General features: G+C 68.5%; 20 protein-coding genes. 13 read left to right on the forward strand and 7 right to left on the reverse strand.

The genetic code is table 11. The annotated features are described in order from the left end of the window. Positions 1–44 precede the first annotated feature (44 nt). Positions 45–2120 carry a PQQ-binding-like beta-propeller repeat protein gene (locus OXI49_04910; GenBank protein MDE2689832.1) on the forward strand — a complete coding sequence of 692 codons (2076 nt, stop codon included), beginning with the start codon at positions 45–47 and terminating at the stop codon, positions 2118–2120. A 151-nt stretch (positions 2121–2271) separates the two neighbouring features. Next, entirely contained in the window at positions 2272–3153 is an 882-nt protein-coding gene (locus tag OXI49_04915; protein ID MDE2689833.1) for an alpha/beta hydrolase, read from the forward strand. A 21-nt stretch (positions 3154–3174) separates the two neighbouring features. Here OXI49_04915 and OXI49_04920 read toward each other — a convergent pair whose 3' ends face one another. Next, positions 3175–3945, reverse strand: a complete 771-nt coding sequence (locus tag OXI49_04920; GenBank protein MDE2689834.1) for a hypothetical protein — start codon at positions 3943–3945, stop codon at positions 3175–3177. A 55-nt stretch (positions 3946–4000) separates the two neighbouring features. Here OXI49_04920 and OXI49_04925 point away from each other — a divergent pair, with 55 nt between their 5' ends. After that, positions 4001–4183: a hypothetical protein gene (locus tag OXI49_04925; protein MDE2689835.1), complete on the forward strand. Its 183-nt coding sequence runs from the start codon at positions 4001–4003 to the stop codon at positions 4181–4183. A 66-nt stretch (positions 4184–4249) separates the two neighbouring features. Here the strand turns inward: OXI49_04925 and OXI49_04930 are convergent, their stop codons facing one another. Both OXI49_04930 and OXI49_04935 read right to left on the reverse strand, forming a co-directional pair. After that, positions 4250–5485, reverse strand: coding sequence for a cytochrome c (locus OXI49_04930; GenBank protein ID MDE2689836.1), 1236 nt, complete (start codon positions 5483–5485; stop codon positions 4250–4252). Positions 5486–5558: 73 nt separating this feature from the next. Beyond that, positions 5559–7130 carry a thiol-disulfide isomerase gene (locus tag OXI49_04935; protein MDE2689837.1) on the reverse strand — a complete coding sequence of 524 codons (1572 nt, stop codon included), beginning with the start codon at positions 7128–7130 and terminating at the stop codon, positions 5559–5561. Between the two features lie 179 nt (positions 7131–7309). On the opposite strand from OXI49_04935, the gene OXI49_04940 reads away from it, so the two are divergent. The 6 genes from OXI49_04940 to OXI49_04965 are packed head-to-tail and all read left to right on the forward strand — an operon-like array spanning position 7310 to position 14054. Beyond that, positions 7310–8140: a c-type cytochrome gene (locus OXI49_04940; protein MDE2689838.1), complete on the forward strand. Its 831-nt coding sequence runs from the start codon at positions 7310–7312 to the stop codon at positions 8138–8140. Between the two features lie 2 nt (positions 8141–8142). Then, positions 8143–9816: a PQQ-dependent dehydrogenase, methanol/ethanol family gene (locus OXI49_04945; GenBank protein ID MDE2689839.1), complete on the forward strand. Its 1674-nt coding sequence runs from the start codon at positions 8143–8145 to the stop codon at positions 9814–9816. Between the two features lie 54 nt (positions 9817–9870). Further along, positions 9871–11256, forward strand: coding sequence for a hypothetical protein (locus OXI49_04950; GenBank protein MDE2689840.1), 1386 nt, complete (start codon positions 9871–9873; stop codon positions 11254–11256). Beyond that, positions 11243–12082 (forward strand): hypothetical protein, encoded by an 840-nt coding sequence (locus OXI49_04955; GenBank protein ID MDE2689841.1) that lies wholly within the window; start codon positions 11243–11245, stop codon positions 12080–12082. The genes OXI49_04950 and OXI49_04955 overlap by 14 nt, the downstream gene beginning before the upstream one ends. Beyond that, a complete protein-coding gene (locus tag OXI49_04960) occupies positions 12082–13290 on the forward strand; it encodes a hypothetical protein (protein MDE2689842.1) in 1209 nt (402 codons plus the stop codon). The genes OXI49_04955 and OXI49_04960 overlap by 1 nt, the downstream gene beginning before the upstream one ends. After that, positions 13287–14054, forward strand: a complete 768-nt coding sequence (locus OXI49_04965) for a hypothetical protein (protein ID MDE2689843.1) — start codon at positions 13287–13289, stop codon at positions 14052–14054. Before OXI49_04960 ends, OXI49_04965 begins: the two co-directional genes overlap by 4 nt. On the opposite strand, the gene OXI49_04970 is transcribed toward OXI49_04965, so the two are convergent. After that, complete coding sequence (locus tag OXI49_04970) at positions 14055–14561, reverse strand: thermonuclease family protein (protein MDE2689844.1); 507 nt, start codon at positions 14559–14561, stop codon at positions 14055–14057. It abuts the gene before it with no gap. Between the two features lie 498 nt (positions 14562–15059). Here OXI49_04970 and OXI49_04975 point away from each other — a divergent pair, with 498 nt between their 5' ends. The 4 genes from OXI49_04975 to rsgA are packed head-to-tail and all read left to right on the forward strand — an operon-like array spanning position 15060 to position 19532. Further along, positions 15060–16628 carry an ABC transporter substrate-binding protein gene (locus tag OXI49_04975; protein MDE2689845.1) on the forward strand — a complete coding sequence of 523 codons (1569 nt, stop codon included), beginning with the start codon at positions 15060–15062 and terminating at the stop codon, positions 16626–16628. Between the two features lie 13 nt (positions 16629–16641). Continuing rightward, positions 16642–17559, forward strand: coding sequence for an ABC transporter permease (locus OXI49_04980; GenBank protein MDE2689846.1), 918 nt, complete (start codon positions 16642–16644; stop codon positions 17557–17559). Next, entirely contained in the window at positions 17552–18382 is an 831-nt protein-coding gene (locus OXI49_04985; GenBank protein MDE2689847.1) for an ABC transporter permease, read from the forward strand. Before OXI49_04980 ends, OXI49_04985 begins: the two co-directional genes overlap by 8 nt. Before the next feature lie 58 nt (positions 18383–18440). Then, positions 18441–19532 (forward strand): ribosome small subunit-dependent GTPase A, encoded by a 1092-nt coding sequence (gene rsgA / locus OXI49_04990; protein MDE2689848.1) that lies wholly within the window; start codon positions 18441–18443, stop codon positions 19530–19532. Between the two features lie 74 nt (positions 19533–19606). Here the strand turns inward: rsgA and OXI49_04995 are convergent, their stop codons facing one another. The 3 genes from OXI49_04995 to OXI49_05005 all read right to left on the reverse strand — a co-directional run bounded on the left by OXI49_04995 (position 19607) and on the right by OXI49_05005 (position 23045). Next, positions 19607–20344 carry a GNAT family protein gene (locus OXI49_04995; GenBank protein ID MDE2689849.1) on the reverse strand — a complete coding sequence of 246 codons (738 nt, stop codon included), beginning with the start codon at positions 20342–20344 and terminating at the stop codon, positions 19607–19609. Positions 20345–20418: 74 nt separating this feature from the next. Further along, positions 20419–21852: a hypothetical protein gene (locus OXI49_05000; protein ID MDE2689850.1), complete on the reverse strand. Its 1434-nt coding sequence runs from the start codon at positions 21850–21852 to the stop codon at positions 20419–20421. 59 nt (positions 21853–21911) lie between these two features. Next, positions 21912–23045: an aromatic ring-hydroxylating dioxygenase subunit alpha gene (locus tag OXI49_05005; protein ID MDE2689851.1), complete on the reverse strand. Its 1134-nt coding sequence runs from the start codon at positions 23043–23045 to the stop codon at positions 21912–21914. Positions 23046–23068 lie beyond the last annotated feature (23 nt).

A 23068-nucleotide genomic window follows, 5' to 3' on the forward strand; every position in this document is an offset into this window, starting at 1 on the left:
GCAGGTCTACGTCAACGCGTGAGCGACCGGACGGGAGGAGTCGAATGAACCCGGGAACGCAGCTGGGAGTCCTGGCGGCGACCCTCTGCCTCGTTGTCGCCCCCGTTTCGATCTCCGCTCAGGACAGCGAGTGGCCGGTGACCACCGGCGACAAGGGCGGTCAGCGCTACTCGCCGATCGACCAGATCGATGCGGGCAACGTCGGCGAGCTCGAGATCGCCTGGCGCTGGTCGTCGCCGGACAACGATCGCGGCGCGGAGGATCGCCGGTTGCGCAGCCGCCGGATGCAGCCCGGCGGCCACCAGGTGACGCCGATCAAGATCGGCGACCGCCTCTTCGCGACCACCGGCCTGAGCCAGATCGCCGCGCTCGATCCGGCGACCGGCGAGACGGAGTGGGTGTACGACCCGGAGGCCTATGACGCCGGGCGCCCCACGAACCTCGGTTTCGTCCACCGGGGCGCCAGCCACTGGCCCGGGAGGCCAGCCGGCGACGGGGCCGAGGCGGTGCCCGCACGGCTCTTCTACGGCACCGGCGACGCCCGGCTCCTGGCGGTCGACCCGTTCACCGGCGAACCGGTCGGCAGCTTCGGCGACGGCGGAGCGGTCGACCTGACCCAGGGTCTGCGCCGCGAGGTCCGGCGGCGCCGCGCCTACGCCGTCAGCTCGCCGGTCATGGTCTGCCGCGACACGGTGATCGTGGGCGCGTCGATATCGGATGCTCCGAACCACCCCGACGCACCGCCTGGAGACGTCCGCGGCTTCGATCCGGTGACCGGCGAGCTGCGCTGGACCTTCCACTCGATTCCGCAACCGGGGGAGGTCGGGCACGAGACCTGGGAGAACGACTCCTGGCAGTACACGGGCAACGCGAACGTCTGGACGCTGATCACCGCGGACGAGGAACTCGGGCTCGTCTACCTGCCCTTCGGCACGCCGACCAACGACTGGTATGGCGGCCACCGGCTGGGCGACAACCTGTTCGCGGAGAGTCTGGTGGCGCTCGACTGCGGGACCGGCGAGCGCAAGTGGCACTTCCAGGCGATCCGTCACGGCCTCTGGGACTACGACCTGGTGACACCGCCCATCCTCGGCGAGATCGAGGTCGACGGCCGGGAACTCAAGGTCGCCGCGCAGCTCAGCAAGCAGGGCTTCGTCTACGTCTTCGATGCCGACAGCGGCAAGCCGGTGTGGCCGATCGAGCAAAGGCCGGTGCCGCGGAGCACCGTTCCGGGCGAGCGGTCGGCGCCGACCCAGCCGTTTCCGACCAAGCCGCCCGCGTACGAGCGCCAGGGCATGCACGAGGGCCAGTTGCTCGATCTCACGCCGGAGATCCTGGCGCGCGCGAAGGAGATCCTGGAGCAGTACGACTACGGTCCGCTCTACACGCCTCCCTCGCTGCGGGGTACCTGGCAGGTGCCCGGCTGGGGCGGGGGAGCGAGCTGGCCCGGCGGCGCCTTCGATCCGGAGACCGGCTGGCTCTATGTGCCGTCGTTCACCGTGCCGGTCGTGCTGACGATGAAGAAGCCGGACCCGAACCGGTCATCCTTCGACTACATCGGTTCGATCCAGACGCGCCCGCCGGGTCCCTTCGGCCTGCCCATCGTCAAGCCGCCGTACAGCCGGATGACGGCCTACGATCTGAACCGCGGTGAGATCGAGTGGGTGCGGCCGCTGGGACGGGGGCCGACCGGACATCCGGCAATCCGCGATCTGAAACTGGAGCCGATGGGCTCGGGCTCGCGCGCCCACGTGCTGCTGACGCCGGAGCTGCTGTTCGTGGGGTTGGAAGCGACCGTCCATCCGGACGCGGAAATGGAAGCCGAATCCATGGACCTCGAGTCGTCGGCGCTCGAGGAACTAGCCGTGGCGGACGAGGAGCAGGCGGCGATACTCGCCGAGATCGCGGCGAGCCGCGACTGGCGTTTCGAGCCGTCGACCTTCGCGGCCCTGGACAAGACGACCGGCGAGACGGTCTGGTCGGTGGAGATCGAAGCCGGCGTCGGCGGGTCGCCGATGACCTACCTGCACGGGGGCCGCCAGTACGTGGTTCTCGCCGTGGGCGGCAGCGGTGTGCCGTCGGAGTTGATCGCGTTTGCGCTGCCGGGAGAAACAGGCTGAGCTTCCGCGCGTACAATCCCTCGGGCACCTTTCCCGCACCGAGCAACGAAGGAGAACGAAGATGTGGCGAGCTGGCGAACGGACGAACCGACGGCGTTTGGCGGCTGTTGCCGCCTCCGCTTTCCTGCTGGTATCGGTAGGGGGAGCGGCGATGGGCAGTGATCTGATGGATCGCGTGGAGCACGGCTACGCCGACTCGAACGGCGTCAAGATCCACTACGCCTCGATCGGCGAGGGTCCCCTGGTCGTGATGATCCACGGCTTCCCGGACTTCTGGTACTCGTGGCGGCACCAGATGGAGGTTCTGTCGAGCGACTTCCAGGTTGTCGCGATCGACCAGCGCGGCTACAACAAGAGCGACCAGCCCGACGGGGACGAGAACTACGACATGCGCTACCTGGTCGGCGACGTGGCGGCCGTGATCCGGCACCTCGGTCGGGACAAGGCGACGATCGTCGGGCACGACTGGGGCGGCGCGGTCGCCTGGCAGTTCGCGTTCCATGTGCCTCAGATGACCGAGCGGCTGATCATCCTCAACCTGCCGCATCCGAACGGCATGGGCCGGGAACTGGCGAACAACGCCGAGCAGCAGCAGAACAGCGGCTACGCCCGCAAGTTCCAGGAAGGCAGCCCCAGCGACCCGGACATCTTCTTCGGCATGCCGATGACGCCCCAGACGCTCTCCGGCTGGGTGCGGGATCCGGAGGCGAAGAAGCACTACGAGGCGGCGTTCGAACGCTCCGACTTCGACGCGATGCTGGCCTACTACAAGCGGAACTACCCGCGCGAAGGCGGTGGCGGCATCGGCCAGGCGGAGGGCCAGGAAACGCCCCGCCTCGGCATGCCGGTGCTCCAGTTCCACGGCCTGGACGACACGGCGCTGCATTCGGACGGCCTGAACAACACGTGGGACTGGCTCGACAGCGACCTGACCCTCGTCACCGTGCCGGGCGCGAACCACTTCGTGCAGGAGGACGCGGCCGACCTCGTCTCGACGACGATGAAGTGGTGGCTGCTGTCGCGGGTGGAGTAGGGCTGCCGGCAGGCGCCGGACCTACCAGCGCGGGCGCGTGCTGACGTAGGCCGGGTCGTCCGTCAGTTGGACGACCTGGCCGGTCTCGATGTCGATCTTCCAGATCTCCCAGTTGCCGGAACGGTCCGACTCGAAGACGATCCAGCGGCCGTCGCGGGAGAACCAGGGGTGGCCGTCGTTGGCGTCGGACTGGGTGAGACGGCGCTGGTTGGAGCCGTCGATCTCGGCGAGGAAAATGTCGTCCGTCGGTCCGGTCTGGTTCGTCTGCCAGGCGATGGTCTGGCCGTCGGGGGAGACGGCCGGGCGGCGGTGGCGGTGTTCGCGGTCGGTGAGCGCGGTGTAGGTGCCCTGGCCGTAGCCGTCGAAGCGGATGATCGCGATCTCCATCCGCCGTTCGCCGTTCTCGGGCTCGTCTTCGGCCTGGAACAGGACGGCCCGTCCGAGGCCAACACCGTTGCCAACCGCGAGCGTCGTCGTGTTCGAGGCGTCGATCTGGCGGCGGTCGTTCAGCTCGAGGATCAGTCCCTTGTTGAAGCCATCGCCCTCAGGACAGTTCCGGGCGTAGACGAGCTGCCGGGTGATCGGCGAGATGCTGGCGTGGTGGACGGCGCAGCTCTCGACCTCGCGCAGCACTTCCCGCTCGCCGGTCGCAAGATCCTCGCGGAAGATGCGGGCGCCGGCCGTAACACCTGCTTCGGCGTCGGTGAACTCGGCGTAGACGACGTTCTTGAGGTCGGAGGTGAGGGAGGGATGATCCAGGTGCTGGGGAACACCCTTCCGCACCAGACGCACGCTGCTGCCGTCGCCCTCCATGATCCAGATGTCGGCCCCGCCGTAGAAGCCGGGGATGGTCGGCGTGGCGCCGGTGTTTTCGAAACGCTGGAAGACGATCGGCGCCGTGAACTCGGGCTCCGTCGCCGGCGGCGAAGCGGCGGCAGCTTCACCCGATGGCGACTCCCCGTTGGCGCCGCAGCCGAGCGCCGTCGCCGCGAGAGTGAGAAGCGCGACGATGGCGGCCGGCGAGCGGTGAGTCCGACCGCCCGCGGACGGGCGCTTGGACCGTGACGCTGGTGACGGGCGGACGCGGCACCAGGGTTCACTGGCCGGCGGGACCCGCCGGGGTCGCGGCCTTCGCGGCGGCGCTGTCGGCGGCGACGTAGTCGATGAAGCCGATCAGCATTTCGTCGGTCGACTCGGCGCCCCAGGTCACGTCGACCGTCGGGTCCGGGTTGTGCGGATTGTCGGCCGAGTTGTCGAAGGAGGCCGAGACCTCGATCCGGGTACCGGCCGGTAAGCGGAGCGGCTCGGCCAGGTCGTAGGACATCTGCCAGTTGAAGTCGTAGCGGCTGACGCTCAGCAACTCCCTCTGCTCGCCGTTGGGCAGGAAGGCGGTGTAGGTCATCGACTTGCCGCGGTAGTGCATGTGAGGGATCAACGAGCGGACCACGACGTCCTCGTTGAAGACGTGGGTCGCCTCGGCGCGATAGTCCGCTTCACCGGCGGGGATGTGGAACGTGGTGTTCACGATCCAGAGGTTGACCAGCTCCTTCTCGACTTCCTCCGGCTTCGCGAACCAGAGGCCGACACGGGTCCTGTCGGTCGCCGCCGTGCCGGTCGGGTGATAGTGGAAGTCGCCGATCAGATCGCGGCCCTTCGGCAGCAGGCGGCCGGTGCCGGGCGGAAAGTGCTGGGGCGCGAAGCCGGCGGCCCAGGCGCCGACCCAGCCTTCCTGGACCCGGCTGTTCTCGCTTGCCCGCCAGAGGATGAAGTGGTGAAGCACCGTGCGGTCGCCGGCCTGGACCTCGACCGCGCGAATCCAGCGATCCTCCTCGAAGCCGGTCTTGATCGGTATGTCGAGGAACTCGTCCGGTCCGTCGGCGGCGACCTCGTGGGGATCGAACTCGAACACCCAGTCCGGCTCGCCGAACGTCCACTCGCTGGCCTTCTCCGGCTTCTCGTAGACAGGCTCGTCACCGTCGCCCCGGGGCGCGCCGTTCGCGGCCCACCGGGTGATCGCCGCGATCTCGTCGTCGCTCAGGCTGATGTCGTTGGCCCAGGGGCCGTAGCCGGGGTCGGCGTCCCAGGGCGGCATGTCCTTGTTCTCCACCGCCCTCGCGATCGAGCGCGCCCAGGGCCGGACCTCGCGGTACGTGCGCAGCGACATTGGCGCGATCTCCTCCGGCTGGTGGCAGGAGGCGCAGTTCTCATGGAGGATCGGCGCGATGTCGTCGACGAAGGTGGGCTGGTCGACGTTCCCGCCGGCGGCGATGGCCGGCGCCAGCAGGAGCGTCGAGGCGGCTACGAGGCAAGTCAGGCGGGAGGCTCGGTTCATCGGGTGCTCTCCGGAGCTGTTCGAAGTGTGGCCCGGATTGTAGCCGGGACGCCCCCGCCCTGTTCCTGGCTGTTCAGCCGGTCGGCAAAGTGGCCGGGGTCTCGTTCTCGGCCGGCGTGCCGACCATCTCGCCGGGACCCATGTCCATCCGCAGCGTGCCGTCGTCCTGGATGGAACCCTTGAGCTGCATCGTGTTGCCGGGCGTCTCCGCGGTGGCGGTCACGTTGTTGCCGTCCCAGACAATGTCGACGATCGGCGCCGGTAGCACGAGGGTGCCGAACTGGACGAACCAGCCGCCCGGGACGCCGCCGCGGGGAAGGAGCATGGCGGTCGGCTCGGGACCCTTGCCGGGCTCGCGCTGGACGTCGAAGCGCCACGCCTGGCCGGGATGGGTCTGGGCCAGTTCCGCCAGCTTGGCGATGACGGGGCTTGCCGGCTTCGGACTGACGCCCTCTGCGGCCACGAAGTCGACGAAGCCGATCAGCATCTCGTCGGTCGAGTCGGTGCCCCAGGTGACGTCGATCGTCGGATCGGGGTTGTGGGGGTTGTCGGCCGAGTTGTCCCAGTGGGCGGTGACCTCGACCCGCGTGCCGGCCGGCAGGGCGACCGGCTCGACGAAGTTGTAGCCGGTCTGCCAGTTGAAGTCGTAGCGGCTGACGCTGAGCAAATCCAGCTCGTCGCCGTTGGGCAGGAACGCGGTGTACTTCATGTCCTTGCCGCGGTAGTGCATATGCGGTGCAAGCGAGCGGATGACGACGTCCTCGGCGAACACGTGGTTCGCGCGGGCCTCGTGGTTCGGGTCGCCGGCGGGGATCTTGAACGTGGAGTTCATGACCCAGAGGTTGATCAGTTCCTTCTCGACCTCGTCCGGCTCGGCGAACCAGATGCCGATGCGCGTCTTGTCGGTCGAGGCCGTGCCGTTCGGGTGGTAGTGGAAGTCGCCGAGCAGGTTCTGGCCTGCAGGCAACAGGCGGGCGGTTCCGGGCGGGAACTCGTTGGGCCTGGCGCCGGCAGCCCAGGCGTCGATCCAGGCGTCCTGGACCTCGCTGTCCGGGGCCGCGCGCCAGAGGATGAAGTGGTGGACGACCTCCCGGTCGCCGGGCTGAACCTCGACGGCCCGGATCCAGCGATCTTCCTTGAAGCCGGTCTCGACCGGAAACACGGCGAACTCGTCGGGCCCGTCCGCCGCGACCTCGAACGGATCGAACTCGTAGACCCAGTCCGGTTCGCCGAAGGCCCACTCACCGGCGCTTGCCGGAGGCTCGTAGACGGGTTCGTCTCCGTCGCCGCGAGGAGCGCCGCTGCCGGCCCAGCGGGTGATCGCCTCGATCTCCGCGTCGCTCAGGGAGATGTCGTTCGAGAAGGGCCCGAAGCCCGGGTCGGCGTCCCAAGGCGGCATGTCGCGGTTCTCGACCGCCCGGGCGATCGAGCGCGCCCACGGGCGCACCTCGCGGTAGGTGCGGAGCGCCATTGGCGCGATCTCGTCCGGCTGATGGCAGGAAGCGCAATTCTCGTGGAGGATCGGCGCGATGTCGTCGACGAACGTGGGCTGGTCCAGGTTCAGGGCCTGGCTCGCCGCGGGAGCGGCGAGCAACGCGACGGCGGTGACCATGGCTGCGCTGCGGAGCGGGGGGATCCGGTTCATATCCAAGTCCTTGAGAGCGGGTTGAAGCGTGTTCGTGGAAACACGGCGGCCACCGGATGCGTTTACAACTGAGGGCGTTGCACTCGGTGACCGTGACGGTTTCGACAGTACCCGACTATACGGCTGCCGGGGCCTCGGGTTTCGGCCTCCGGGCAGAGCGGAGTGTTACGCTCGATGGCATGTTTCCGGTCGAATCGACACGCAGACAGGGCTTCCTTCCGGCGGCGCTTCTCCTGGCCTCGAGCCTCTTGTGGGCCGACGGCCTGGCCGCCCAGAACGTGCTCTCGAAGGCGCTCCAGGACCGTGTCCAGGAGAATCCCCACACCACCGAGGCCGACGTCGAGGCCGGCGCCAAGGTGTTCCGCCGCAGTTGCTCCCTCTGCCATGGCGCCGACGGCACCGGCGGCGACGGTCCCGACCTGACCCGCGGCGTGTTCCGTCACGGCAGCAGCGATGCCGCGCTGTTCCGGAACGTCCTGACCGGCATCCCGAACAGCGGTATGGGCGGTATCTACCAGCCGGACAAGTCGATCTGGCAGGTCGTGTCCTATGTGCGCTCGCTCAGCCGGGGCGGCGGCGAGGAAGAGGTGCCGGGCGACCCGAGACGTGGCCGGCTGCTGTACATGAGCCGCGGCTCCTGCTCCGATTGCCACCGGCTGAACGGCTCGGGCGGCCGCATCGGCCCCGATCTGAGCGATCTGGGCTGGCGGCGCGCGCCAGCTCACATCCGTGCCTCGATCACGGATCCCGCGGAATCGGTGGCGGCTGACTACCGCACCGTCGAAGTCAGGACGAACGACGGGGGCGTCGTCCGGGGCGTGCTGCGCAACGAGGACCGCTACTCGATCCAGCTCTTCGACGAGTTCGAGAACCTCCGGTCCTTCCGGAAGACGGACCTCGCGGTGATCGACAAGCCGGAGGAGTCTCTGATGCCTCCGCTGAGCAGTTTCTTCCGTGGCCGCGATTTGGACGATCTCGTGGCCTATCTCTACTCGCTGCGACCGGAGTGAAGATGACAAACACTGGGTGCGCCGGCACCCCCGCCGGCATCCGGCGCGAAGCGCCGGCTCCGAAGAGGCGGCTCGGCGCTGTCGGTCTTGGGGCTTTCCTGCTCGCGGCCGCGGGCGTCTCCGCCCAGGGCGTCGTGTCCTACGAACGGCTCGAGGCGGCGGCGGACGAGCCGGCTAACTGGCTCATGTACTCGGGCGAGTTCAACAGCCAGCGCTTCAGCCGCCTCGACGAGATCGATCGCTCGAACGCGGCGGATCTGCAACTCCGCTGGGTTCGTCAGATGCCAACACTCGGTCGCCTGGAAACGACACCCCTGGTGATCGACGAGGTGATGTACGCGACGACGCCGGACAACGTGGTGATCGCGCTCGATGCGCGCACCGGCCAGCAGTACTGGTCCTACGCTCAAGAACTGCCGGATCAGCTCGCACTCTGCTGCGGAAAGCAGAACCGGGGCGTGGCCGTTCGGGGCGATCGCCTCTACATGGGCACGATCGACGCGCACCTGGTCTCCCTGGACGCCAAGACCGGCGCGGTGATCTGGGACACGGAGGTGGGCAACCCGCGCACGGGGCAGTCGATCACGGCGGCGCCCATGGTCATCCGCGACCTGGTGATCACCGGGATCGGCGGCGGCGAGTACGGCATCCGCGGCTTCCTCGACGCCTACGACGCGGACACCGGCGAACTTCGCTGGCGCAGCTACACGATTCCGGGACCGGGCGAACCAGGCAACGAGACCTGGGAGGGCGACTCCTGGAAGACGGGCGGCGCGCCGACCTGGATGACGGGCTCCTACGACCCCGAGCTCGATCTCCTCTACTGGGGAACCGGCAATCCGGGGCCGGACTGGAACGGTGAGGTCCGGGAGGGCGACAACCTGCACTCGGATTCCGTTCTGGCGATCCGGCCGGAAACGGGCGAGATCGTCTGGACCTTCCAGTTCACGCCCCACGACGTCCACGACTGGGACGCGTGCCAGGTGCCGATTCTGTTCGACGCCGAGTACCAGGGCGAGCAGCGCAAGCTGATGGCCTTCGCCAACCGGAACGCCTTCTTCTACCTGCTGGACCGCGAGACCGGGGAGTTCCTGTTCGCGCGCGAGTTCGCGCGCCAGACCTGGGCCGAGGGGATCGACCAGGAGACCGGCCGGCCGATCCGGGTGCCGAACATGTTCCCCAGCGAGGAAGGAACCCTGGTCGCGCCAACGATCGGCGGGGCGGCCAACTGGTTCTCGCCCACCTACAGCCCCGACACCGGCCTCTTCTACATCCAGGCCTACGACGCGGAGATGCTCTACTACATGGCCGAGGCCGAGTACGAGGAGGGCGAACTCTTCGTCGGCGGCTACGGCAAGCCGGCCGGGCCCGGCGACCAGTACGTCAGCGCCGTGCGGGCGCTCGATCCGCTGACCGGGGACCGCGTGTGGGAGTACCAGGTGCAGCCCCGGTCCACCTCGGGCCTGCTCGCCACGAGAGGCGGCCTGGTGTTCGGCGGCAGCGTGGCGGGCATCTTCTACGCCCTCGACGCCGAAAGCGGCGAGGAGCTCTGGCACCGCCGCTTGGGCGGCAACGTCTTTGCGGCGCCGATCAGCTACGAGGCGGGCGGGCAGCAGCACGTGACGATCGCGGCGGGGCGGGCGCTGTTCACGTTCGCGTTGCCGGAGCCGGAGTAGAAACCGGCCGCCGGGTGTTCTGCCGGGAGAACCCAGGTCCACCGAGAATCGGCGATGAGCATCTTCCCGGAACTGTCGATCGAACAACTTCGAGGCGATATCGAGCCGGCGCTGCTGGGCCGGCGGGCCGGCGAACAGGGCATGCCGCCGCTCGAAGCGGCCGAGGATCCGTCTCAGGCGGAGATCGAGGAGTTCATCGAGGCGAAGAAGAACGACGCGGTGAGGATCCGCGATGCGCAGCTCGAGCAGGTGGATAGTCATCTGGATCAGCTCGATCAGGCCGTTCTCGCGGGAGACCTGGAGTCATCGGCACGCAAGGCGGCGACCGAGTTTCGGGAGGTCGAGCAGAGCGAACTGCAGGCGCTCAAGGCGAGCCTGCACGAGTTCGAACGCAAACGCCGCGACTTCTTCGACTTCAAGCACCGCAACGGACTGGACCGCGAGCCGGACTATGTGAGTCCGCGCACGACGGCGATCCTGATCGGACTCGTGGTTCTCCTGTTCGTGATCGAGAGCGGTCTGAACGGCGCCTTTCTGGCCGTCGGCAGCGAGGGCGGGCTGGTCGGCGGCTGGGGTCTGGCGCTCGGTTTCAGCGTCGTGAACCTCGTGTTGCCGGCGCTCTTCTTCGGCCCCGTCAGCCGCTACGTGAGCCACATCGGCCTGCTGTTGAAGGCTGTGGGCGTGCTCGCGATCCTCGGCTGGCTCTGCACTGCGCTCGTGCTCAACCTCGGACTCGCACACTTCCGCGATGCTTCAGCCGATCTGAGCGAGAACATCGGCGCCGAAGCGCTGAGTCGTTTCCAGGCTTCGCCATTGGGACTGCAGGACGCGGAGTCGTGGCTGCTGTTCGTGCTCGGCTTCTTCTTCTCGGGCGTCGCGTTCTTCGACGGCCGCAAGCTCTTCGGCGACTCCTATCCGGGGTACTCCCGCAAGCACCGCAAGATGGAGGAGGCGCGAGCCGACTACGACGATCACTGGCAGGACGTCGTCGAGCAGTTACGCACGATCCGCGAGGACGGCCTGGACGCGATCGGCCGCACCGCGCACCAGGCGAAGAGCCAGCCCGTCGAACGGCGCCGCGCGGTCGAGAGCGAAGCAAAGCTCCTGGCCGCGTTCGACTCCCACGTCGAGCAGTTGCAGCGCTTCGGGACGATGCTGATCGAGGAGTACCGCGAGGCGAACCGCTCGGTGCGCTTCGATCGCGGCGCCCCACAGGCGTACAACAGGCCCTGGACGATGGACGCGCCGGCGCCGCACCGGCGGCGCCGCGAGCCGGGCGCGGTCGAGGATGTGGACCTGGACGGGTTGAACGACCAGTACGAGTCGGCGCTGCTCCGCGTACACGCGGAGTGGGAACAGACCCAGGTGCGCCTGGACCTCGAGGGCTCGGCGTCTCGCGGTAGCCCGGCGGAAGCCGTTCCCGCAGATGGCGCCTCGTAGACGGCGCCGCCGTTCGCGCCGGGGCGACCTCTCGCCTCGGGATGTGGCCGTCGGCGGGGGCATCGCGGTCGTCGCGCTCCTGCTGCTGGTCGTGGGCGCCCGCTTCACGATCTTCGCTCCGGGTCCGCCGGACCGCGACTCCGAAACGGGTTGTCCGGAGGCCGGCCCCGCGGCCCTGACCGCGATCCTGATCGATGTCACGGACCAGGTCGGCGCGATCAGCCGCGCCGACGTGCTCGCGCACCTCGACGAGTACGTCGCCGACAGCCGGAAAGACGAGATGGTCCTGGCCTACGAGGCGAAGCCGGTGGGGAACGAGATCGGCAGTCCGCTGCTTTCGGTCTGCCATCCCGGCGATCCGGACGAGGCCAGCGAGTGGACGGAGAACCCGCGGTTGATCCGGCGACGCCTGGAAGAACGGTTCGAGCGGCCGCTCGAGGAGCTCTTCGCCGAGCTGCTCGGCCGGGAGCCGGCGTCGACTTCGCCGCTGATGGAGAGCGTTCAGAGCGTGGCGGTCTCCGTTCTCGGCCGGCACGAGTACGCGGGTCTTCCGAAGCGTCTGATCCTGGTCTCCGACCTGATGCAGAACACGCGCAACCTCTCCTTCTTCCGCCAGGCCGTCGACTACGAGGCCTTCGCCGCGACGGCCGGCGCCGACGCGCTGGGCACCGACCTTCGCGGCACCGCGGTCGAGGTCCTGTTCGTGCAGCGCACCGCCCACCGGCGCCTCGACGGCACGCGCGGCCTGATCGACTTCTGGCAGCGGTGGATCGAAGAGCAGGGTGGCACCCTGAATCGGGTTGCGCGGATCGACGGCGTCAACTGATGCCCGCCGTGTCGCGGCGGCGGTCGAGGGTTGCCGAGCCGCGGAGCGGCCGCGGGCTGTTTCTGGCGTTCTTCGTCGGCGGGGCCTTTCTCATCCTGCTGATGAAGTCGCTGACGGCGAGCGCGCTGTTCGCCGTGGTGTTGCCCGTCGTTCTGATGGGGAGCTACGCGGTGCTGCTGGTGGATTGGCCCGACCTGCGTCCGAGGTACGACTTCGCGGGCGACAACTTCTACTACCTGGGCTTTCTCTACACCCTGATCTCGCTTGCCATCTCGCTGTACCAGTTCAACACCGAGGGGGCGACGAACTCCATCATCACGAACTTCGGTCTGGCGCTGACCAGCACGATCCTCGGCCTCGCCGGACGCATTCTCCTGAACCAGCCGCAGGACGAGGACGAGGCGGAAGCGAGGGCGCGCGAGGACCTGGCCCGGGCGAACCGCCGTCTGCGGGCGGAGATGGAGTACTCGATAGACGAGTTCCAGCAGTTCCGCGTGGAGGCCAGGCGGGTGTTCGAGCAGCTCGATCGGGGTGTGGCCGCCGCGGGCGCCGCGCTGGAACGGCAACTCGAACACCTGGAGGGCGGTGCCGCCCGGTTCGGGGCGCTCGGGCAACGGGTCGGCGAGGTCGACCGAGCCGCGGCCGAGGCGTTCCGCGACATCCAGGCTCAGCGGGAACGCTTCGTCTCCGAGTCGCGGGATGTGAGCGACTCTCTTCAGGAACTGCTCGCGAACTTCCGCTCCGTCGACTTCCGGCGGGAGTTCATCGAGGAGTTGATCGAGCCGACGTCGGAGCGGTTCCGGGGACTGGCCCGCGAGTTCCTTTCGGTCGCGGAGGGGCTCCGTCGGCTAGAAGCCGGCCAGCTACGGGTCATGGAGCAGAACCAGGGCGCCGTGGCCCGGCTGGCCGAGATCCTGGAAGAGAACCGCCGCTTCTCGCAGGCGAACGCGCGGGCGGAGAACGGCTTTCGTAGCGCCACGGAGGCGCTCGTGTCGCTGCGGGCGGACATCGACCGGTACAGCGAGGGAACGCGGGCGGTGGCAGGCGAACTCGAGACGGCACGGCGGCAACTGCACGACGCGCCGGAACGGATCGAGGCGATGAACCGGTCGTTGCTGCACATGGCCGGGAAGCTGGACGAGGTGGCGGAGGAGAGCGACCGGAGACGCGCCGTCGAGCGAAGACAGCAGGGCTGGAGTCCCTGGTGACGGACCGCGGGCGTACGTTCCCGCGCGGCCTCGTCCTCGGTCTGACGATGGCCGAGATCGCCATCCTGATCATCTTCGTGCTGCTGCTCGCCCTGGCCGCGCTGCTGGCGCGCGAGGCGGACAGGCGGCAGGCCGCTGAACGGAAAGTGGCCGACTACGAACAGATCGAAATCCTGTTCGAGGACGAGGCTCTCCCCAAGGACCCGGTGGCGCTCAGGGCGGTCTTGCGCGAGCGGGTGGATGAGCACCGGGATGCCGACAACTGGCGTGAACTCGTGCGCGAGATGGACACGACCGATGTGGAACCGGCCGTGCTTGCCGAGCAACTCACTCGGGCCCGGGAGCGGATCGAGAGACTGGAGGCCCAGGCGGCGGCACGGGGAGGCGGAGGACTGGACCATCCGAGTTGCTGGTACGACCGCGACGGCACGGTCGCCTACCTCTTTGATGTGGCGCTGGCACCGGACGGCTTCGTCGTGGCGCTGGCGCGTGCTCCCGAGCACGAGGCCGAGCGGCAGCTGCTGCCTGTGGAGTCGGTCCGGACGAGTCGCCTACTCACGGAATCCCAGTTTCTGCGGCAGACCCGATCCGTTTACGAGTGGAGCGTCGAGAGGGGGTGCCGCTTTTTCGTCCGAGCGTTCGACCTTGTTGCCGCTGATCGGAAGGACCTCTACAAGCGCCGGATGCGCGTGCTCGAGTCGCGCTTCTACAAGAACGCGAACCCGACCGGTGGCCTGCCGGCGGGTCTTCGCTCCGCCCGCTGATCAGTCCGGTGGGTTCGAGCCGCCGACGGCGGTGCCCCACAGGCCTCTCCGGTTGTCCCGGGCCTCTCGCTCGAACTGCCGGAACGCTTCCATGTGCCGGAAGGGGAACCGCGTGTAGGCGTGGCCGTAGCCGAGCCGGATGATCTCGGCGTTCACGAACGTCCCGTCGTCCAGGTAGACGTAGGCCAGGGTGCGGCCGTAGCGATCCTGCCGTCCCTGGTCGTACTCGAGCCGCACCCGCTTCCCCTCAAGCAGTCGCTTCGTGAAGGCGCTTGCCTCCTTGCCGAAGAACTCGACCGGCCGGTTCGGGTGGACGGTCTCCGGTGTGTCCACGCCGATCAGGCGGACGCGACCCACTCCCTCGACGATGATCGTGTCGCCGTCGACGACGCGCTCCACCAACTGGCCCGGCGCCGCGGCGGCGGCCAGGACGCCGAACAGGAACGCAAAGCCGCAGCGGACGGTGAACGGATGGCGGAGCAGGGGGCGCACTTCGCGAGAGCGCACCGGCGGCGTCCATGAGGAGTGGCGCCACCGACGAGCCCGAAGTCAAGGACGTTTGACGCTTGAGCCGGTGCATTCTGAAAGCCGGCAAGGTGCTTTGTCCAGGTGGCGGGCTCGCCGCTGCCAGCCGGCGTCGCGGCTTTCCGTCCATGTCAGAACGGGGACGGTGCGCCGTGGCCGGTCAAGGGCGGCGCTACCAGATACGGGTAGGCGCTACTCGGGGTACTCGGCGAAGGAGGGGTTGCTCTCTTCGAGAGCGCTCCACGGTGCCTTGGAGCCCCGCGGTCTGTTCTCGGTCAACAGACTGTGGAGGTGGGAGTACGCCTCGTCGCGAAGTCGGGGTCGGAGCCTGCGAGCGTGCTCCGTTCACCGTCGCGGTGACCCGACTTCGCTACCAAGGCAGTGGCGCACCTTCCCCGGGCAGATTACGAGAGCTGCCCGCAAGGGGCATATGGAAGCTGCGCCGTCCAGGAAGTTAGCACGCTACGGTAGGTTCACTCCATGCGGCGTGGAGTTGTAGCGGCGGCGTGCCTGTGCAGTGCCTGCCTGCTGCCGCTACCGGTCGTGGCCGGCGACGACGCGCACGTCGTCGTCGCCTTTGCCGCGGAACCGACGCAGATCGACCCGACGCGGACCTCGGCCGGCGTCGACCAGTACTTCATGGCGCTGTTCTACGAGCAGTTGCTCGCGGCGGGGCCGGACCTCAGGCAGCGGAACTGGCTGGCCGAGTCCTGGCGGTTGTTCGAGCGCGACGGGGTCTGGCTGATCGGCATCGAGTTGCGGCGCGGCGTCCGGTTCCACAACGGCGACGAACTGACGGCGCACGACCTGCGGTACTGCTATCTCCGCCAGCGGGATCCGGGCCTGTCGCGGCAGGCCGGGCGCTGGCGGCACGTCGCCGACGTGCGCGTGCTCGGCGACTACGAGCTGGAGATCGTCTTCAAGGGTCTGCCGGACTCGGCGCTGTTGCCGCTCAACCTGGACCTCTGGGCCATCCCGCGCCGCTACTACGAGGAGGTCGGGAACGAGGGCGTGCAGGCTCATCCGATCGGGACCGGGCCCTGGAAGTTCGTGTCGCGCAGCGTGCGCGAGGAGATCGTGGTGGAGCGGTTCGACGACTACTGGGATCCCGACGCGCTGCCGGGCATCCGCCGTCTCACGATCAAGATCATCCCCGAGGACACGACCCGGGTCGCCGCCTTCAAGACCGGCGCGGTCGACTGGATCGACGCGGTGCCTCCCGCCCAGGTCGCCGACTTCGAGCGCACTCCCGGCGTGAAGGTCGCGTCGCTGCCGACGAGCAACAACCTGTTCCTCGCGTTGAACGCTCTCGATCCGAGAAGTCCCTTGGGAGACGTCCGGGTGCGACGGGCGGTGGCGCACGCGATCGACTTCGACGCGATCATCCGGTACATCCTCCACGGGCAGGGCATCCGGACGGTCCAGGTGACGCCGGGGGCGCCGGGCCATGACCCCGCGCTGAAGCCGTACGCTTTCGATCCGGACCGCTCACGCGAACTGCTGCGGCAGGCCGGCTTCGCCCGCGGCATCAACGTGAACTGCTACAACCTGACGACGCCGCGCGAGCCGTACCTCAAGGAAGTGGGCGAGGCGATGTTCGCCTACCTGACCGCCGCGGGCATCCGCTGCCGGATTGTCCAGCTCGAGTACGGCGCCTGGATCAACCTCGGCCGACGGGACGCCCGCCCCGAGATGGACGGCATCGCGAGTTGGATGTGGGGCCACGGCGCTCTCGGCGATCCGACCGACCCCTGGGGTGGCCACCTCCATTCCTATGGTGACGGTTGGGGCTGGTACTCGTACCACGACGACCCGGAACTGGATGAGATGGTCGAGACGCTGCGCGTGACGGTCGACCCGGAGGCGAAGGAGGCGCTGATCCGGGAGCTCGCCCGGCTCAAGCACGAACGCGTGGCCGGCGGCGTGCCGACCTACCGGCCGCTCGTGACGTTGGCCTGGCGTGACACGCTTCGTTTCGAGCCGTGGCCTCAGGCCAACTGGCGGATGATGCGGGACATCGGCTTGGCGGACCGATCGCCCGGTCGGTGAACTCGACGATTTGATGCGCGCCTACCTGATCCGCCGTCTCTGGCAGGGCGCGGTGGCGGTCCTCGGCGCGCTCCTGATCGTCTTCGTGGCACAGCGCCTGGCCGGCGATCCGGTCGCCCTGCTGCTGCCGATGGACGCCTCGGAGGAGGACTTCGCAGCGATGCGGGAGGCCCTGGGGCTCGACCGGCCGTTGCCGGTCCAGTTCGTCGTCTTCCTGCGCGACGCGTTCACCGGCGACTTCGGCGAGTCCTATCAGTGGCAGGCGCCGGCGATGCCGCTGCTGCTCGAGCGGCTGCCGGCGACGCTCGAGCTGGCGTTGGCCGGGCTCGTCTTCGCGCTTCTCCTGGCCGTGCCCCTGGGTGTGTTGTCGGCGGTCTACCGAGGCCGCTGGGTAGACCGTCTGGCGAAGGTGCTGGCCCTGCTCGGCCAGGCGATGCCGGGCTTCTGGGTCGGCCTCCTGCTCATCCTGTACCTGGCGGTCCGGCTTCAGTGGCTGCCGGCCTTCGGCCGCGAGGGTCCGCTTCACCTCGTCCTGCCGGCGATCGCCCTCGGCTGGTACCCGGTGGCGGCGATGACGCGCACGCTGCGCTCGTCGATGCTCGACATCCTGGACAGCGACTACATCCGCACCGGCCGGGTGATGGGTCTGCCGGAACGGACCGTCATCTGGCGCTACGCGTTGCGCAACGCCGCCGTACCCCTGGCGACGATGATCGGCGTCTACTTCGCGAACATGCTCGGCGGCGCCTTCGTCATCGAGGTCGTGTTCGCCTGGCCGGGGGTCGGGCGGGCAGTGGTCGACGCCGTCTTCGCGCGCGACTTTCCGGTCGTGCAGGCCGGGGTCGTGCTGTCGGCGGTCATCTTCGTCGTCGTGAACCTCCTCGTCGACCTGAGCTACGGGCTGATCGATCCCAGGATCCGGCATGGCTGAGCGGCGGGTGCCCGTTGTCTCCTGCCTGGTCCTCGGCCTCGTCCTGCTGTGCGCGGTGGCGGGACCGTGGTTTGCGCCCCACGAGGCCTCCGAGATCGCGCTCGCTCAGTCGATGACACCGCCGTTCTGGCGGTCCGGCGGCAGCCTCGACCATCCGCTCGGAACGGACATGCTGGGCCGCGACATCCTGAGCCGGATCATCGCCGGCGCCCGCGTTTCGGTGACGGTGGCGATCTACGCCATCGCCCTCTCCGGCGGCATCGGCGCCGCGCTCGGGATCTCGGCGGGTTACTTCGGCGGGATCGTCGACGCCGTGATCTCGCGGCTGATCGACATCCAGATGGCGATCCCGGCGATTCCGCTCGCCATGCTGTTCGCGGCCGTATTGCCGCCCGGCGAGGGCATGGTGATCACGATCATCGTCCTGACCTACTGGACCTGGTATGCGCGAATCGTCCGCGGCGAGGTGCTCAGCCTGCGCGAACGGGACTTCATCACCGTGGCCAGGGTCGCGGGTGTCTCGAGCCCGATGATCCTGATCCGCCACCTGACCCCGAACGTCCTGAACACGCTGCTCGTGCTGGCGACGCTCCAGTTCGGCAGCGTGATCGTCTTCGAAGCGGGCTTGAGCTTCCTGGGGCTCGGCATTCAGCCGCCCCAGGTGTCGTGGGGCGGCATGCTGGCGGACGGTCGCAACTTCATCGAGGTCGCCTGGTGGCTGATCACGATGCCGGGGATTGCGATCATGGCTTCGTGTCTGGCGTCCAACCTGCTCGGCGACTGGCTGCGCGACACGTTCGATCCGAAGAGGCGGATCACGTAGTGGGGTTCGCCGGTAAGGTGACCAGCCTGTCCGTATGCGGACCTGTGGAACTCGATCCATGAGCGAGGCGGTTCTCGACGCGTGGGGTTGGAGGTCCGACTTCGCCGACTCCTGCCGGCGCTTCGTCGAGCGGACGGCGTCGCCGGGCCGGTTGGTCCCGGCGCGCGTCGTTTCGATAGCGCGTGGCGTCTACCGGGTCGTCGCCGAGGAGGGCGAGCTGTCGGCCCGGCTGTTGAAGCGCGCGCGCCGCGCCGTTGCGGGCGGCCCTGCGGTGGGCGACTGGGTCGTCGTGGAGATGTCGCCCGTTCCAGGCGTCGACCCGCGGATCGTCCATGTGCTCGACCGGCGCAGCCGGCTCTCGCGGAAGGCGGCCGGCGCCCGCACCGAGGAGCAGGTCGTCGCCGCGAACGTCGACACGGTCTTCCTGGTGATGGGCATGGACGGCGACTTCAATGTTCGTCGCCTGGAGCGCTTCGTCGCCATGGTCACGGAGAGTGGCGCCGCACCGGTGGTCGTGCTGACGAAGGCGGACCTCGCCGCCGATCCGGACGCGATGCGGGCGCGGGCAGCGGAAGCGTCGCCGGGAGCGACCGTCGTCGCGGTCAGTGCGCTGGCGAAGCAGGATCTGGAACCGCTCGCGCTCCACCTTGCCCCGGGCCGTACCGTGGCCATGCTCGGCTCCTCGGGCGCGGGCAAGTCGACCCTGCTCAACGGTCTCAGCGGCGAGGAGGTGATGCGCACTGCACCGGTGCGCGAGGGTGACGACCGCGGCCGCCACACGACGACGCACCGGCGCCTCGTCCAGTTGCCCGGCGGCGGGCTTCTGATCGACAACCCGGGAATCCGCGAACTCCAGCTTTGGGCCGACGACGAGAGCAGCCTGGAGGAGACCTTCGACGACATCGAGGAAGTCGCTCTTGAATGCCGCTTCCGGGACTGCGGCCATGGACAGGAGCCCGGCTGCGCCGTTCGGGCGGCGATCCGGGACGGCTCGCTGGACCCGGCGCGGCTACGCAACTACCACGACCTGCGCGAAGAACTGCGCCGGCTCGAGCAGCGCCGCGACGAAGCGTCCCGCCGTGCCGAGGACCGCCGGCTGGGCGCGTTCTACAAGTCGGTCCAGCAGGCGAAGAAGAACCGGCGGCGGTAGGGCGCGGTTCGCCGGGTGTGCCGGAAGTGCCAGGTCCCCGGCTGTTACAGACTGGCCTTCACGACCGGCTCCTGTCACCAGGACGCGAAGCGCCGGTGGACGAAGGGAGCGGTGAGTGCCGAGAGGGACTCCCGCTGCGCCCCGGCGGCGTCGAAGTTACCCGGGGAGAGCCATCGTTTGTAGCGGGCGTTGAGCTGTTCCCAGTCCCGGTCGACGATCGCGAACCACGCTGTGTCGCGGTTCAGTCCCCGGAATATCGTGGCTTGCCGGAACACGCCTTCAAAGGTGAAGCCGAGGCGCTCGGCGGCGGCGATGGAAGGTGCGTTCAAGCGGTCGCACTTCCATTCGTAGCGCCGGTAGCCGAGCTGGAAGACGTAGCGCATCATCAAGACCATCGCCTCCGTGGCCGCCGTGGTCCGTTGGAGACGGGGCGGGTAGCAGATGCTGCCGACTTCGATCGAACCCACGGCGGGCGCGATCCGCAGATACGACGCAACGCCGGCCGCTCGTCCGTCCGCTTCGTCCACGATGGCGAAGAAGAGTGGATCTTCGCTTGCTGCCGCGGCTTCGGCCCATGACCGGAGTTCGTTGGATGAGCCGAACGGACCGTAGTTGAGGTAGGTCCAGATGCGGCCCTCAGTGTCGGCCGCGGTGGCTTCGTACAGGTCTCCGGTGTGGCGAGCGGGATCGAGGGGCTCAACGCGACAATGGCGTCCAACCAGCGAAGTGCGGGAGGGAGACGGCGGGGCGCTCCAGTCGTCGAGCGCGCGCCCGACGGGCTGGCCGAGAGAATTGAGGGTCGACTGGCTCATCGGAGGATCGGATCGGCGCGGGCTGACGGACGGCGAGCTTGAGTCCGAGTCCTGTCAGAGGCCCTCCTCGCTCTTTACCCGAACAACCCCTTCGCCGCCTTCGCCTCCGGCGCCAGCCAGGCCGCGATGCAGTAGGCGGCAAACGAGATCGCCATCGCCGGGAACACCGCGTGCATGCCCTGGATGTCGAGCAGCATCCACAGGCCCAGCGTCATTCCGCCTGCGGCGAACGACCAGAGCGCCGCCGCGCCGTTGCCGCGGCGCCAGGTCAGGCCCAGGGCCAGGGAGGGCAGGAAGCAGGCGGCGTAGAGGGCGCCGGAGAAGGACGTCAGCTCGACGATGCCGCCGGGCGGGTCGATGGCGAGAATCGCGGTGATCGCGGCGAACAGCACGACGCAGACACGCGTGTTGCGGACGGCGTGACGGTCGTCGGCCGGAACCAGCAGGCCGAGCAGGTCGCGCTGGAAGGTCGACGCCATGACGAGGAGCACGCTGTCGAGCGAGGACATGGCGGCGGAGACCAGGGCGAGGAACAGCAGCGCCTGCACGACCGGCGGGAAGATGGCCGGGTCGCTGAGCATCATCGGGATGACCTGGTCGGTGTCGGCGATGCCCTGGCCGACGACGAAGTGGGCGTAGAGCCCGAGGGGCGCCAGCAGACTGAAGACGATCAGGAAGCTCAGCGTCGACACGACCAGACCGCTCCGGGCGGCGCCCTCGGTCTCGAGGGCGTAGAAGCGCGAGAGTTGCCGCGGTTCGACGATCAGCTTGACGGTGGAAGCGAAGACGACGCCGATCAGCATGCCGAGCGGCTGCGCCGTATCCCAGCGGGCGAGCGAGCCGTCGCCGATCTGCGCCAGGTCGGCGAGGCGGCCGATGCCGCCGGCGGCGCGGGTGATGAGGAAGAACATCAGCAACGCGGCCATCGTCATCAGCATGCCCTGGACGAAGTCGGTGCGCGCGACGGAGTGGAAGCCGCCAATCATCGTGTAGAGGCAGACGATCAGGACGACGACGAAGAGCGACAGGCCGTAGCTCAGGTCGAGGAGTTCGACCAGCAGTGAGCCGATGCCCTTGAACACCGCGGTCATGTACAGGAAGCTGGAGAAGATGACGATGACGGCGGCGGCGAAACGGGCGGGCCGGCTGTTGAAGCGGAAGCCGATGTAGTCGGGGATCGTCACCGATCCCAGCGTTTCGGTCACGCCGCGCAGGCGGGGCGCCAGCCACGCCCAGGCGACGAAGGACAGGACGACGGCCGTCGGGATGATCAGCAGCCAGGCGATGCCCGAGGCGTAGGCCCTGCCGGCGAAGCCGATGAAGCTGTTCGTGCTGGCGTAGGTGGCGAAGAAGGAGACGCCGAGGATGATGCCGCCGAGCGATCGGCCGCCAACCAGGAAGTCGGCGAGATCGCGTGTCCGCCGCTGGCCGATCAGGGCGTGGTGGACCAGAACGCCTGTGTACAGGGCGAACAGGACGAGGATCAGGGCGTGTTCACGGAGCCACATGAACGGTCCTCAGGGTCGATGCTCGGGTGACGCGGTGCTCGGCAGTCGGGAGCGCCGGCTCACAGGCCCATCTGGTCCAGATACCAGCCATCGAAGACCTGGATGCAGGCTTCGCTCTCTTCGAAGGCGGTGGGGCGGTAGCCGCGGGACGCGACGCCCAACTGCGTGCGGGCGCAGATCTCCCAGTCCTGGCTGTTGACGAGGTGCCAGAAGTCCACGGCGTCGCTGGGGTCGAAACCGGGGGCCGCGACCGCGTCGGGGTCGAATAGCCACTCGCAGACCACTCGCGTGCGATCGGCGGCAATCGGCCAGAGCGTGTGGGTCACGACGTAGTCCCGGTGCAGGCTGATCAGCAGGTTGGGGTACACGTTGTAGTACTGAACCGAGGTCCGGTCGGCGACTTCGATCGCGGGAAGGTCGGGCCGGTCGCTGCGCCCTGTTGCCGTCATCGAGTTGCAGCCGTCGTTGAGCGTCATCGGGCCGCCGACGAAGAAACGGCCGGTCTCCAGGTTGCCGCCGTTGCGGTAGTCGGACACCCGGTTCAACTCCGGGTGGACGACGGCGCAGTGGTAGCACTCGTTGTAGTTCTCGCAGAGGATTTTCCAGTTCGCCTGCGCTTCGTACTCGTGGCGGTCGCCCCGGACCAACCGGTCCAGGGTGAACCGGGACAGGTCCGGCAGGTCGGCGGCGACCTCCGCAAGCGGCGGCCCGTCGGCCGCGAGCGACAGGTAGAAGAAGCCGTCCATCGCGCCGATCCGCACCGGCACCAGGCCGGCGTCCCCGGCGTCGAAGTCGTCTGCCATGTGCGGCGCGCCGACCAGCCGACCGTCGAGACCGTAGGTCCAGGCGTGGTAGGGGCACTGGAAGACCCTGGCGGTGCCCGCGCAGTCGTCAACGACGCGCGATCCTCGATGACGGCAGACGTTGAAGAAGCCGGCCAGGCCGTGTCCCGCCTCGGCTCCCGCACCGTTGCCATTCGATCCGGCGGCGTTACCGGCCGCTGCCGTCCGAACGGCGATCACGGATTCGCCGCCGATCTCTCGGGTCACGAATCGCCCCGGTTCGTCCAGTTCCTCGAGCCGTCCTCCGCACACCCACATACGCGAGAAGATGCGCTCCATCTCTTCGGTGAAGATGGTCGGGTCGGTGTAGAGGCGGCCGTCCAGGGGCCGGGGGGCCATACGCGGGATCATGGACAGATCCTAGCGCTGTTGAT

The organism is Acidobacteriota bacterium (assembly GCA_028875725.1).
Taxonomy (GTDB): domain Bacteria; phylum Acidobacteriota; class Thermoanaerobaculia; order Multivoradales; family Multivoraceae; genus Multivorans.

Coding starts and splice junctions, on each gene's coding strand:
- rsgA (MDE2689848.1), top strand. CDS start 18,441: ATGAGCGAGGCGGTTCTCGACGCGTGGGGTTGGAGGTCCGACTTCGCC.
- OXI49_04940 (MDE2689838.1), top strand. CDS start 7,310: ATGTTTCCGGTCGAATCGACACGCAGACAGGGCTTCCTTCCGGCGGCG.
- OXI49_04910 (MDE2689832.1), top strand. CDS start 45: ATGAACCCGGGAACGCAGCTGGGAGTCCTGGCGGCGACCCTCTGCCTC.
- OXI49_04945 (MDE2689839.1), top strand. CDS start 8,143: ATGACAAACACTGGGTGCGCCGGCACCCCCGCCGGCATCCGGCGCGAA.
- OXI49_04975 (MDE2689845.1), top strand. CDS start 15,060: ATGCGGCGTGGAGTTGTAGCGGCGGCGTGCCTGTGCAGTGCCTGCCTG.
- OXI49_05000 (MDE2689850.1), bottom strand. CDS start 21,852: ATGTGGCTCCGTGAACACGCCCTGATCCTCGTCCTGTTCGCCCTGTAC.
- OXI49_05005 (MDE2689851.1), bottom strand. CDS start 23,045: ATGATCCCGCGTATGGCCCCCCGGCCCCTGGACGGCCGCCTCTACACC.
- OXI49_04925 (MDE2689835.1), top strand. CDS start 4,001: ATGGTCGGCGTGGCGCCGGTGTTTTCGAAACGCTGGAAGACGATCGGC.
- OXI49_04930 (MDE2689836.1), bottom strand. CDS start 5,485: ATGAACCGAGCCTCCCGCCTGACTTGCCTCGTAGCCGCCTCGACGCTC.
- OXI49_04950 (MDE2689840.1), top strand. CDS start 9,871: ATGAGCATCTTCCCGGAACTGTCGATCGAACAACTTCGAGGCGATATC.
- OXI49_04915 (MDE2689833.1), top strand. CDS start 2,272: ATGGGCAGTGATCTGATGGATCGCGTGGAGCACGGCTACGCCGACTCG.
- OXI49_04960 (MDE2689842.1), top strand. CDS start 12,082: ATGCCCGCCGTGTCGCGGCGGCGGTCGAGGGTTGCCGAGCCGCGGAGC.
- OXI49_04935 (MDE2689837.1), bottom strand. CDS start 7,130: ATGAACCGGATCCCCCCGCTCCGCAGCGCAGCCATGGTCACCGCCGTC.
- OXI49_04995 (MDE2689849.1), bottom strand. CDS start 20,344: ATGAGCCAGTCGACCCTCAATTCTCTCGGCCAGCCCGTCGGGCGCGCG.
- OXI49_04985 (MDE2689847.1), top strand. CDS start 17,552: ATGGCTGAGCGGCGGGTGCCCGTTGTCTCCTGCCTGGTCCTCGGCCTC.
- OXI49_04955 (MDE2689841.1), top strand. CDS start 11,243: ATGGCGCCTCGTAGACGGCGCCGCCGTTCGCGCCGGGGCGACCTCTCG.
- OXI49_04980 (MDE2689846.1), top strand. CDS start 16,642: ATGCGCGCCTACCTGATCCGCCGTCTCTGGCAGGGCGCGGTGGCGGTC.